The sequence below is a fragment of the Streptomyces sp. NPDC006384 genome, assembly GCF_042870695.1.
Classification (GTDB): domain Bacteria; phylum Actinomycetota; class Actinomycetes; order Streptomycetales; family Streptomycetaceae; genus Streptomyces.
This window is the reverse complement of sequence record NZ_JBIAHR010000006.1, coordinates 61,843-73,354: the sequence shown is the minus strand read 5'-3', so window position 1 is coordinate 73,354 and position 11,512 is coordinate 61,843. Positions and strand designations below refer to the sequence as shown.

Genomic DNA, 11,512 nt, shown 5'->3' with positions numbered 1-11,512 from the left:
TCCCGCAGGTCCCCGGGAGAGCGGGCCGGGTCGTCAGCCGTTGCGTGAGCCCGGGAAGGCCGTCGGCCTGGGGTCCTCCCGCAGGGACGGGCTTCCCGCCGTCGGCTGGGTCGGCATGGAGCGGGCCGCGGGGACCGTGGGCACGGCCGGCACGTCGGCGCTCACCGTCCGCGTGCCCGTGCCCATGGGCTCCGGCGCGCGCTCGGGGATCTCCGCGGCCGCGGCCTGGGCGGCGGCCCGGCGGGAGCCGTAACGCCGGTGCACCGCCTGCTTGGTGACGCCGAGCGCGGAGCCCACCGCGTCCCACGAGAAGCCGAGCGAGCGGTCGAAGTCCACGGCGGCCGTGACCAGGGTCTCGACGCTGTCCCGCAGCTCCTGGGCGAGACGGACCGTCGGTGCGGGGGCGCGTCCGTAGACGACGAAGCCCGTGGACGGGCCGGAACGGCGCGGACGGTAGACGTTGCCCAGCTGGGCGGTGAGGGTGCGCAGTGCGTCCACCTGCCGGCGGACCCGCTCGATGTCCCGCACCAGCAAGTGCAGGCTGGCCCGAGCCTGGGCGTCGTGGGTTGCGTGGTCGGCCATGAACAAGCCTCTCGAACCGGCGTTGAAAGGAATCGGGTCGCGCGCGCGGCCCTGTGTGGTCAACTCTTCCTTGACCAACGCGTGGGCGCTCCGCTGGTCACGGGATGGGGGCGTGAGGGCATGTGTGCGCCCCTCCTGGTGGGATGCGCGCCTGGGTCCTCGTCCCCGGTACTCCTCTCCCGCCCCCGCACGCCCTCGCACCGCCCGTTTCCGCCGGCCGGGAGGCCGGGGCCTGCCGCGGGGTGCGCGCACCGCCGTCGGCCGCCGGGCGTCTTCGGGCTCGTAGACTGGTGCGTCGCCCGCATCCGCCCCCGCCCGAGAGGCCCGTCCCACCCATGAAGCTGGTCTTCGCCGGTACCCCCGAGGTCGCCGTTCCCGCCCTGGACGCCCTGATCGCCTCCGAGCGCCACGAGGTGGCCGCCGTGGTCACCCGTCCCGACGCCCCGGCCGGACGCGGGCGGCGGCTGGTCGCCTCCCCGGTGGCCGAGCGGGCGGAGGAGGCCGGGATCGAGGTGCTCAAGCCCGCGAAGCCCCGCGACCCCGACTTCCTGGCGCGGCTGCGCGAGATCGCCCCCGACTGCTGCCCGGTCGTCGCCTACGGCGCCCTGCTGCCCCGCGTGGCCCTGGACGTGCCGGTCCACGGATGGGTCAACCTGCACTTCTCGCTGCTGCCCGCCTGGCGCGGTGCCGCGCCCGTGCAGCACGCGCTGATGGCCGGCGACGAGATCACCGGGGCGTCCACCTTCCTCATCGAGGAGGGACTCGACTCCGGGCCCGTCTTCGGGACGGTCACCGAGACCGTCCGCCCCACCGACACCAGCGGAGACCTGCTGACCCGGCTCGCCTTCGCCGGCGCCGGACTGCTCGCGGCCACCATGGACGGCATCGAGGACGGCAGCCTGAAAGCCGTGCCGCAGCCCGCCGAGGGCGTCACCCTCGCGCCGAAGATCACCGTCGAGGACGCCCGGATCGACTGGACCGCCCCGGCACTGCGCGTCGACCGCGTGGTCCGCGGCTGCACCCCGGCGCCCGGCGCCTGGACCACGTTCCGCGGCGAGCGGCTCAAGCTGGTGCAGGCCGCGCCCGTGCCCGACCGCACCGACCTCGCCCCCGGACAGCTCGCGGCCGGCAAGAACAACGTGTACGCCGGCACCGGCTCGCACGCCGTGGAGCTGCTGTGGGTGCAGCCGCAGGGCAAGAAGCCGATGCGGGGCGCGGACTGGGCGCGCGGGGTGCGGATCGCCGAGGGCGAGCTGCTGGGCGCCTGACCCCGGCGTCACCGGTCACCGGCCCGACGTACGCTGGTCACCGCACTTCATCCCACACCCGGAGCACCTTTTCGTGAACGAGCAGCCCCGTCGTCCCCGCAAGCCCGGCAAGCCGTACCGCAGGCCCCGGAAGGACCCCGTCCGCATCCTCGCCTTCGAGGCGCTCAGGGCCGTGGACGAACGGGACGCCTACGCCAACCTCGTGCTGCCGCCGCTGCTGCGCAAGGCGCGGGAGAGCGAAGGCCCCGAGAAGTTCGACGCCCGGGACGCGGCCCTCGCCACCGAGCTGGTGTACGGGACGCTGCGCCGGCAGGGGACGTACGACGCGATCATCGCGGCCTGCGTGGACCGGCCGCTGCGGGAGGTCGACCCGCCGGTGCTGGACGTGCTGAGCCTGGGCGCGCACCAGCTGCTCGGGACGCGCATCCCGACCCACGCGGCCGTGTCCGCCTCCGTCGAGCTGGCGCGCGTGGTGCTCGGCGACGGACGGGCCAAGTTCGTCAACGCCGTGCTGCGCAGGATCGCGCAGGACGATCTCGACGGCTGGCTGGAGCGGGTCGCCCCGCCCTACGACGAGGACCCCGAGGAGCACCTCGCCGTCGTCCACTCGCACCCGCGCTGGGTCGTCTCCGCGCTGTGGGACTCGCTCGGCGGCGGCCGGGCCGGCATCGAGGAACTGCTGGCCGCCGACAACGAGCGGCCCGAGGTCACGCTGGTCGCCCGGCCCGGACGGGCCACGACCGGGGAGCTGCTCGAGGAGAAGGCGGCCGTACCGGGGCGCTGGTCGCCGTACGCGGTGCGGCTGAGCGAGGGCGGCGAACCCGGGGCCGTCGAGGCCGTCCGGGAGAACCGGGCGGGCGTGCAGGACGAGGGCAGTCAGCTCGTCGCGCTGGCCCTGGCGGGCGCGCCCCTGGACGGGCCCGACCGGCGCTGGCTGGACGGCTGCGCGGGGCCCGGCGGCAAGGCGGCGCTGCTCGGCGCGCTGGCCGCCGAGCGCGGCGCCTTCCTGCTCGCCTCCGAGAAGCAGCCGCACCGGGCGGGGCTGGTCGCCAGGGCGCTGGACGGCAACTCCGGCCCGTACCAGGTGATCGCCGCCGACGGGACGCGCCCGCCGTGGCGGCCCGGCAGCTTCGACCGCGTCCTGGTCGACGTGCCCTGCACCGGCCTGGGCGCCCTGCGCCGCCGCCCCGAGGCGCGCTGGCGGCGCCGTCCCGAGGACCTGGACGGCTTCGCCCCGCTCCAGCGCGGGCTGCTGCGCAGCGCCCTCGAGGCCGTCCGGGTCGGCGGCGTCGTCGGATACGCCACCTGCTCGCCGCACCTCGCCGAGACCCGGGCGGTCGTCGCCGACGTGCTCAAGCAGCACCCGGACACCGAACTCCTCGACGCCCGCCCCCTCCTCCCCGGCGTCCCCCATCTCGGCGAGGGCCCCGACATCCAGCTCTGGCCCCACCTCCACGGCACGGACGCCATGTACCTCGCCCTGATCCGCCGCACCGCCTGACGCGCCCCGAAGGGGCGCGGGGCTGTGACATCGTGCGGCCCCGCCGCGGGGCGCGAGCGACCGGGGACGGCCCGCGGCCGAAGAACAACCCCATGCCCCCCGTCCCCGGAGAGCATGGCAGTCTTGGGGGCATGGCCGCGCAGATCAACCCCAGCATCCTGTCCGCCGACTTCGCCCGCCTCGCGGACGAGGCCGAGGCGGTCCGGGGAGCCGACTGGCTCCACGTCGACGTCATGGACAACCACTTCGTCCCCAACCTCACCCTCGGCGTGCCGGTCGTGGAGTCGCTGGCCCGGGCGACGGACACCCCGCTGGACTGCCACCTCATGATCGAGGCCCCCGACCGCTGGGCGCCCCAGTACGTGGAAGCCGGTGCCGGCTCCGTCACCTTCCACGTCGAGGCCGCCGCCGCCCCGGTCCGGCTCGCCCGCGAGATCCGGGCCAAGGGCGCCCGCGCCTCCATGGCACTGCGGCCCGCGACGCCGGTCGAGCCGTACGAGGACCTGCTCCCCGAGCTCGACATGCTGCTGATCATGACGGTCGAACCGGGCTTCGGCGGGCAGGCGTTCCTCGACATCATGCTGCCGAAGATCCGCCGCACCCGTGAGCTGATCAAGAAGCACGGTCTGGAGCTGTGGCTGCAGGTCGACGGCGGCGTCTCGGCGTCCACGATCGAGCAGTGCGCCGACGCCGGTGCCGACGTCTTCGTCGCGGGCAGCGCCGTGTACGGGGCGTCCGACCCGGCCGAGGCGGTACGTGCGCTGCGCGAGCAGGCCGAGGCGGCGACCGCCAAGGCGTCCTGGGCGTGCGATCACTGAGGAACAGAACGTGAACGGCACCCATCAGGGCTGATCGAGTGCGCCGAATCTGCAAGGATGAACGGCGAATCCAGAGTGTGAACAGCAGTGAAGGAGATCGCCGTGTCGGGTATGTCGGCGGGCCGTTCAGCCATGCGGATGGGACCCGCTGAGCTGGTCCAGGCGGCGGCCATGGCCCGCCGCTTCTACCTCGAGGGCAAGTCCAAGATCCAGATCGCGGAGGAGTTCGGCGTCAGCCGCTTCAAGGTGGCCCGGGTCCTCGAGACCGCCCTCGAGCGGGACCTTGTACGAATCGAGATCCGGGTGCCGGCGGAGCTGGACGCGGAGCGTTCGGACGCCCTGCGGGCCCGCTACGGCCTCAGGCACGCCGTCGTGGTGGAGTCCCCGGCCGACGCCGAGGAGACGCCCGACCCGGAGAACCTGGGCGAGGTGGCCGCCGACCTGCTCGGCGAGCTGGTCGACGAGGGTGACGTGCTCGGCCTCGCCTGGGGCCGTTCCACGATCCACATGGCGGCCGCGCTCGACCGGCTGCCGCCGTGCACGGTGGTGCAGCTGACGGGCGTGTACGACGCGGGGACCGCCGAGCGCGGCTCCGTCGAGGCCGTGCGCCGCGCCGCCCAGGTGTCCGGCGGCGACGCCCACCCCATCTACGCGCCGATGCTGCTGCCCGACGCGGCCACCGCCCAGGCGCTGCGTCACCAGACCGGGATCGCCCGGGCCTTCGAGTACTTCGACAAGGTCACGGTCGCCTGCGTCTCCATCGGCTCCTGGGAGCCGGGCATCTCCACGGTGCACGACATGCTCAGCGACGAGGAGCGCGCGCACTACGCCTCGCTCGGCGTCGCCGCCGAGATGTCCGCGCACCTCTTCGACGCCGAGGGCCGCCGCGTCGGACGGGACCTGGGGGAGCGGTGCATCACGGTCACGGCCGACCAGCTCCGCCGTATCCCCGAGGTCGTCGCGATCGCGGGCGGGCAGCGCAAGGCGGCGGCCATCGACGCGGTGCTGCGGTCCGGTCTGGTCACCAGCCTGGTGACGGACACGTCGGCCGCGGACTACCTGCTGACGGCCGGTACGGCGCCCAAGCCGACGCTCAACCGGTCGGACCCGGACGGTGCCTGACGGCCGGTCAGGAGAGGAGTGCGGCATGACGGAGGACCCCGCGGGCCGGCTCGTGGTCACGCTCGACCTCGACGGGGTCACGGACCGGGCGGGCCTGATGGACCGCTGCGCCCGCACCCTCGGCCTGCCCGGCCTGCCCGGCCTGCCCGACCCGGCCGGCCGGGACTGGGACGCGCTCGCCGACTCCCTGGCCGACCCCTCGGCCTGGCCCGAGGGAGCGGCGGAGCGCGGACTGCTGGTCGTCGTGCGGGGCTGGCGGGCGTACGCCGAGACGCGGCCGGACGAGTGGGCCGTGGCCGAGGAGGTGTTCGGGGAGGCGACCGACCGCGGACCGGGGCTCTTCGTGACCCTGGGGCCTGGAGGTTCCTCCAAGCAGGCCGCCGACCGGCCTGGATGATCCGCCCGGAGACCGTCCGTCACCGGTCGTGGGAGAATGAAGTACGTGCTCTTTCCCCCTGGCTGACCTGTCCGGGGGCCACCTCTGATCGACTGGGATGTGCAGCACGTGCGTTTCCTCAACGACATCCAGCCCTCGCACGACCTGACGTACGACGACGTCTTCATGGTGCCGAGCCGCAGCGCCGTCGGCTCCCGGCAGGGCGTGGACCTCAGCTCCCCGGACGGCACGGGGACCACGATCCCGCTGGTCGTCGCCAACATGACCGCCATCGCCGGCCGCCGCATGGCCGAGACGGTGGCCCGGCGCGGCGGCCTCGTGGTCATCCCGCAGGACATCCCGATCGAGGTCGTCACCGAGGTCGTCTCCTGGGTGAAGAGCCGTCACCTCGTGCTGGACACGCCGATCGTGCTGGCCCCGCACCAGACCGTCGCCGACGCGCTCTCCCTGCTGCCCAAGCGGGCGCACAACGCCGGCGTCGTCGTGGACGGGGACGGCAAGCCCGTCGGCGTGGTCACCGACACCGACCTGACCGGCGTGGACCGCTTCACCCAGCTCGAAGAGGTCATGTCCAAGGACCTGCTCCTCATCGACGCGGACATGGACCCGCGCGAGGCCTTCAACACCCTCGACGCCGCCAACCGCCGCTACGCGCCCGCCGTCGACGCGGACGGCCGCCTGGCCGGCATCCTCACCCGCAAGGGCGCTCTGCGCGCCACGCTGTACACCCCGGCCGTCGACGCGCAGGGCAGGCTCCGCATCGCCGCCGCCGTCGGCATCAACGGCGACGTGGCGGGCAAGGCGAAGCAGCTGCTGGACGCGGGCGTGGACACCCTCGTCATCGACACCGCGCACGGCCACCAGGAGTCGATGATCAGCGCGGTCAAGCTGGTGCGCGACCTGAACCCGCAGGTGCCGATCGTGGCCGGCAACATCGTCTCCGCCGAAGGCGTGCGCGACCTGATCGAGGCCGGCGCGGACATCATCAAGGTCGGTGTCGGCCCCGGCGCCATGTGCACCACCCGCATGATGACCGGCGTCGGCCGGCCGCAGTTCTCCGCCGTCCTGGAGTGCGCCGCCGAGGCGAAGAAGTACGGCAAGCACGTGTGGGCCGACGGCGGCATCCGCCACCCGCGCGACGTGGCGATGGCCCTCGCGGCCGGCGCGTCCAACGTGATGGTCGGCTCCTGGTTCGCCGGGACCTACGAGTCCCCGGGCGACCTCCAGCACGACGCGAACGGCCGCGCCTACAAGGAGTCCTTCGGCATGGCCTCCGCCCGCGCGGTGCGCAACCGCACCTCCGAGGAGTCCGCCTACGACCGGGCCCGCAAGGCGCTGTTCGAGGAGGGCATCTCCACCTCCCGGATGTTCCTCGACCCGGCCCGTCCCGGCGTCGAGGACCTGATCGACTCGATCATCGCGGGCGTCCGCTCCTCCTGCACCTACGCCGGTGCCGCCTCCCTGGAGGAGTTCGCCGAGAAGGCCATCGTCGGCGTCCAGAGCGCCGCCGGCTACGCGGAGGGCAAGCCGCTGCACGCCAGCTGGAGCTGACCCGTACAGGGCCGTCCCGCACGGCCCCCGGGCACCCCGTATACGGCCTCTCGGCCGTCCGTACGGCCCCGGTCCGTCCCGTCACCCCGGGACGGACCGGGGCCGTACGCCGTTCCCGGCACTGACCAGGGACGATCCGTCACCGGACCGCCCGGCGGCGCTCCGCGCAACTCCGTACAGCCCCCGCGCAACGAACCTACGCCCCGCCCCGGCAGACGCAACGATCGTGCGGTGATGCGCAAGGTTGCTGCATTACCACGGGGAACACCCCGCTCGTAAGGTTCTTCGCTGTACGTGGCGTGGCGGGGACCCCGCTCGGTGGGTTCCCGCTTCCGCGGGGGTACCCGTCAGGTCCCCGCCGCTCCAGAAGCCCGCCGCGACACCGCCCGCACAGGCCGGCGGCGCGACCGGCAGTGACAAAGGAGTCAACGCGTGCTCGACCACGGCGCACCCCCGCCCCACGACACACCGGCCGCCCCCGCGTCCCCGGGCCTGGCCGCGCGCCTCATGCGCCGCAAGCCCGTGGAACGCCTGGTCGCCGAGGGAGGCCAGGGCGAGGGAGGCACCCTGCGCCGCTCCCTCGGCCTGTGGCAGCTCACGATGATCAGCATCGGCGCCACCCTCGGCACCGGCATCTTCGTCGTCCTCGGCGAGGCCGTCCCCAAGGCCGGACCGGCGGTCACGCTCTCCTTCGTCATCGCCGGCCTCACGGCGCTCTTCTCCGCCCTGTCCTACGCGGAACTGGCCGGCACCATCCCCGTCGCCGGCTCCTCGTACTCGTACACCTACGCGACCATGGGCGAGCTGATCGCCTGGATCTGCGGCTGGTGCCTGGTCCTGGAGTACGGCGTGTCCGTCGCCGCCGTCGCCGTCGGCTGGGGCGAGTACCTCAACGAGCTCCTCGACGGCACCATCGGCGTCACCATCCCGGCGGTGCTCTCCGCCCCGCCCGGCGACGGCGGCGTCTTCAACCTGCCCGCGCTGATCGTCGTGCTCCTCGCCATGACCTTCCTGCTGGGCGGCGCCCGCGAGTCCGCCCGCGCCAACACGGTCATGGTCGTCGTCAAGATCGCCGCGCTGGTGATGTTCTGCGCCGTCGGCGTCCTGGGCTTCCGCTCCGGGAACTACGAGAACTTCATGCCGCTCGGCATGGCCGGCGTCAGCGCGGCCGGCGCGACGCTCTTCTTCTCGTACATCGGCTTCGACGCCGCCTCCACCGCCGGCGAGGAGGCGAAGAACGCCCAGCGCGACCTGCCCCGCGCGATCATGCTCTCCCTCGCCATCGTCACCGTGCTGTACGTCCTCGTCGCCGCCGTCGCCGTCGGCGCCAGGCCGTGGAAGGGCTTCGCCGACTCCGAGGCCGCCCTCGCCCAGATCATGACCGACGTCACCGGGCACAGCTTCTGGGGCACCCTGCTGGCGTTCTGCGCGGTCGTCGCCATCGCCAGCGTCGTGCTGACCGTCCTGTACGGCCAGACCCGCGTGCTGTTCGCGATGTCCCGCGACGGACTGGTCCCCAGGGTGTTCTCCAAGGTCCACCCGAAGAGCGGCGCGCCCCGCGCCAACACCCTGATCGTCTCGCTGTTCTGCGGCGTCCTCGCCGCCGCCGTCCCGCTCGGGCAGCTCGCCGACGCCACCAGCATCGGCACCCTCTTCGCCTTCGCCCTGGTCAACGTGGCCGTCGTGGTGCTGCGCCGGACCCGCCCGGAGATGCCGCGCAGCTTCCGGGTGCCGCTCTCCCCGGTCCTGCCTGCCCTGGGCTTCGCCTTCTGCGTCTGGATGATGGGCAGCCTGTCGACCGTCACCTGGGTGGTCTTCGGTGCCTGGATGGCGGCCGGGCTCGTGTTCTACTTCCTGTACGGCCATCGCCGTTCCCGACTCGCCACGCCGGACACGTCCGCGGTCCGGGCGCACCAGAAGTGAAGTGAACGACCCGCAGTGCTGAACGATCTCGACGAACGCATCGTGCACGCCCTCGCCGAGGACGCCCGCCGCTCCTACGCGGACATCGGGCAGTCGGTCGGCCTGTCCGCGCCCGCCGTGAAACGGCGCGTGGACAGGCTGCGCGCCACCGGCGCCATCACCGGCTTCACGGTACGGGTCGACCCGGCCGCGCTCGGCTGGCAGACCGAGGGGTTCGTCGAGATCCACTGCCGCCGCAACACCTCGCCCGAGACCATCCGGCGGGGGCTGGAGCGCTACCAGGAGGTCGTGGCCGCGTCCACCGTCACCGGGGACGCGGACGCCATCGCCCAGGTCTTCGCCGCCGACATGCGGCACTTCGAACGGGTGCTGGAGCGGATCGCCGGGGAGCCCTTCGTCGAGCGCACCAAGTCGGTGCTGGTGCTCTCGCCGCTGCTGCGGCGCTTCTCGTCGGGGGCGCCCGCGTGAACGCCGGGCACGGGGACGCCGTCGCGTCTAGCATCGGTGTCATGACCAGGCGACATTGATCCACCGGCCGTGACCGCCCCCGAGGGCCGCCCCGGACGCCGTACCCCCGGTGTCCGATCCGCTCCCCTCGGGAAGGTCCCATGTCTCCCACACCCGCCCGTGTGCCGTCCGCCGGCTGCCGGCGCCTTGCGGCCACGCTGTACGGCTACGCGTTCCTCGACGACTTCGTCCTGCTCTACCCGGTGTACGCGCTGCTCTTTGCCGACACCGGCCTGTCCGTCTGGCAGATCTCCTCCCTCTTCGCCCTGTGGTCCGTCACCGGCGTGCTGCTGGAGGTGCCCTCCGGCGCCTGGGCCGACGCCGTCTCGCGGCGGCTCCTCCTCTGCCTCGGCCCGCTGCTCACCGCCGCCGGTTTCGCGCTGTGGGTGCTCCTCCCCTCCTACGGCGCCTTCGCGGCCGGTTTCGTGCTGTGGGGCGCCGGGGGAGCGCTCGGGTCCGGCGCGCTGGAGGCGCTGGTCCACGACGAGCTGGAACGGCTCGGCGAGGCCGGCCGGTACGCCCGCGTCATGGGCAGGGCCCGCTCGGCCGGGCTGGTGGCCGTGATGGCCGCGATGGGCCTGGCCGGGCCGGTGTTCGCCCGGGGCGGCTATCCGGCGGTGGGCGCGGCGAGCATCCTGGTCTGCCTGCTGGCGGCGGCCGTGGCGACCCGCTTCCCCGAGCACCGGCCGTCCGGCGGACACCAAGGCGGCTGGCTCCCGGCCCTGCGGGCCGGGCTGTCCGAGGCCCGCGCAGACCGGTCCGTGCGTGGCGCGCTGCTGCTCGTGCCGGCCGTGGGCGCCGTGTGGGGCGCCCTCGACGAGTACACCCCGCTGCTGGTCCGCGACACCGGCGTGGCCCAGGCGACCGTGCCGTGGCTGCTTCTGCTGGTCTGGGCCGGCGCCACGGCCGGAGGTCTGCTGGCCGGCACCGCGGAACGGCTGGGCGACACCGGCTTCGCCGGCCTGCTGGCCGGCGCCGCCCTCGCCCTCGCCCTGGGCGCCGGCGCTGGTACGCCGGCGGGGCTGGCGCTGGTCGCGGTCGCCTTCGGCGGCCTGCAGCTGGCGAGCGTGCTCGCCGACGCCCGGCTCCAGCACCGCATCGAGAGCGCCGGCCGGGCGACCCTGACCTCGGTGGCGGGGCTCGGCACCGAGGTGGCCACGGTCGCGGTGTACGGGGCGTACGCGGTGGCCGGGACGGAGACGGGGCACGGCACCGCGTTCGCGATCCTCGCGGTGCCGTACCTGCTGACGGCGGCGGTGCTGGTGGCCGCCCGGGCTACAGCTTCGGCTGCCAGGGCACGACCCTGAAGTCGCCCGTGCCCTTCTTCACCTTCTCGAACGGCGCCGACCCCACGCACCGGGGCAGCCCGTCCGTCCCGGCGGGCGAACCGCTCGCGACCCAGCTGTAGCCCAGGCGGTCGTGGCGGCCGCGGTCGTGGACGGTGACGCCGACCCGCTTGCCCGTGGCGCCGGGCAGGTCGGAGGAGGTGATGACGCCGGTCACGACGGCCACGTCACCGCCGGTCAGCAGACAGTCGACGGTGGCCTTCGCGTGAGCCCCCTTGCCGTTCCGGTGGTGGCTGAACTCGAAGGTCCCGGTCGCCTCGAGCGGGTCGTCGCCGTTCTCGGCTGCCAGGTGGGCGTCGAAGGTGAAGGTGATGTCGTCCCCGGCCGACCGGTACAGCTTCGCGGTGCCGGTGAGCGCGGCCGCCTCCCCGGGGGACGGGTCCCGGTGAGGGCCCGAGGCGACGGCCGCGCCGGTCGTGGCGGCGGTGAGCAGCAGCGCGGCGCAGAGCGCGGTGGTCGTCGTACGGCGTTTCATGGTGGTCCTCTCCGCAGGCGGA

Annotated in this window: 11 protein-coding genes; 9 read left to right on the top strand and 2 right to left on the bottom strand. The window is 73.9% G+C overall.

Going from position 1 to position 11,512, the window contains the following annotated elements:
- Nucleotides 1-33: 33 nt before the first annotated feature.
- The gene (locus ACFYOJ_RS09560; RefSeq protein WP_356556878.1) at nt 34-582 is read right to left on the bottom strand and encodes a hypothetical protein; all 549 of its coding nucleotides are present in this window, start codon (nt 580-582) and stop codon (nt 34-36) included.
- A 335-nt stretch (nt 583-917) separates the two neighbouring features.
- Between ACFYOJ_RS09560 and fmt the strand changes: the two genes are divergently transcribed.
- From fmt to ACFYOJ_RS09515, 9 genes are all read left to right on the top strand, one after another.
- Entirely contained in the window at nt 918-1,850 is a 933-nt protein-coding gene (fmt, locus tag ACFYOJ_RS09555; protein WP_356556877.1) for a methionyl-tRNA formyltransferase, read from the top strand.
- 73 nt (nt 1,851-1,923) lie between these two features.
- Nucleotides 1,924-3,351, top strand: coding sequence for a transcription antitermination factor NusB (locus ACFYOJ_RS09550; protein ID WP_356556876.1), 1,428 nt, complete (start codon nt 1,924-1,926; stop codon nt 3,349-3,351).
- A 131-nt stretch (nt 3,352-3,482) separates the two neighbouring features.
- The gene (rpe, locus tag ACFYOJ_RS09545) at nt 3,483-4,169 is read left to right on the top strand and encodes a ribulose-phosphate 3-epimerase (RefSeq protein ID WP_356556875.1); all 687 of its coding nucleotides are present in this window, start codon (nt 3,483-3,485) and stop codon (nt 4,167-4,169) included.
- A 102-nt stretch (nt 4,170-4,271) separates the two neighbouring features.
- Nucleotides 4,272-5,291 carry a sugar-binding transcriptional regulator gene (locus tag ACFYOJ_RS09540; RefSeq protein ID WP_388596470.1) on the top strand — a complete coding sequence of 340 codons (1,020 nt, stop codon included), beginning with the start codon at nt 4,272-4,274 and terminating at the stop codon, nt 5,289-5,291.
- Between the two features lie 25 nt (nt 5,292-5,316).
- Nucleotides 5,317-5,688, top strand: a complete 372-nt coding sequence (locus ACFYOJ_RS09535; RefSeq protein WP_356556874.1) for a barstar family protein — start codon at nt 5,317-5,319, stop codon at nt 5,686-5,688.
- A 108-nt stretch (nt 5,689-5,796) separates the two neighbouring features.
- Nucleotides 5,797-7,239 carry a GuaB1 family IMP dehydrogenase-related protein gene (locus ACFYOJ_RS09530; RefSeq protein WP_356556895.1) on the top strand — a complete coding sequence of 481 codons (1,443 nt, stop codon included), beginning with the start codon at nt 5,797-5,799 and terminating at the stop codon, nt 7,237-7,239.
- Between the two features lie 432 nt (nt 7,240-7,671).
- Nucleotides 7,672-9,162, top strand: coding sequence for an amino acid permease (locus ACFYOJ_RS09525; protein WP_356556873.1), 1,491 nt, complete (start codon nt 7,672-7,674; stop codon nt 9,160-9,162).
- A gap of 15 nt (nt 9,163-9,177) precedes the next feature.
- Nucleotides 9,178-9,630, top strand: coding sequence for an Lrp/AsnC family transcriptional regulator (locus ACFYOJ_RS09520; RefSeq protein WP_356556872.1), 453 nt, complete (start codon nt 9,178-9,180; stop codon nt 9,628-9,630).
- 140 nt (nt 9,631-9,770) lie between these two features.
- Nucleotides 9,771-10,976: an MFS transporter gene (locus ACFYOJ_RS09515; protein ID WP_356556871.1), complete on the top strand. Its 1,206-nt coding sequence runs from the start codon at nt 9,771-9,773 to the stop codon at nt 10,974-10,976.
- Here ACFYOJ_RS09515 and ACFYOJ_RS09510 read toward each other — a convergent pair.
- Complete coding sequence (locus ACFYOJ_RS09510) at nt 10,945-11,490, bottom strand: Repetin (protein ID WP_356556870.1); 546 nt, start codon at nt 11,488-11,490, stop codon at nt 10,945-10,947. The genes ACFYOJ_RS09515 and ACFYOJ_RS09510 overlap by 32 nt on opposite strands.
- Nucleotides 11,491-11,512 lie beyond the last annotated feature (22 nt).

Coding starts and splice junctions, on each gene's coding strand:
- ACFYOJ_RS09560 (WP_356556878.1), bottom strand. CDS start 582: ATGGCCGACCACGCAACCCACGACGCCCAGGCTCGGGCCAGCCTGCAC.
- fmt (WP_356556877.1), top strand. CDS start 918: ATGAAGCTGGTCTTCGCCGGTACCCCCGAGGTCGCCGTTCCCGCCCTG.
- rpe (WP_356556875.1), top strand. CDS start 3,483: ATGGCCGCGCAGATCAACCCCAGCATCCTGTCCGCCGACTTCGCCCGC.
- ACFYOJ_RS09535 (WP_356556874.1), top strand. CDS start 5,317: ATGACGGAGGACCCCGCGGGCCGGCTCGTGGTCACGCTCGACCTCGAC.
- ACFYOJ_RS09515 (WP_356556871.1), top strand. CDS start 9,771: ATGTCTCCCACACCCGCCCGTGTGCCGTCCGCCGGCTGCCGGCGCCTT.
- ACFYOJ_RS09510 (WP_356556870.1), bottom strand. CDS start 11,490: ATGAAACGCCGTACGACGACCACCGCGCTCTGCGCCGCGCTGCTGCTC.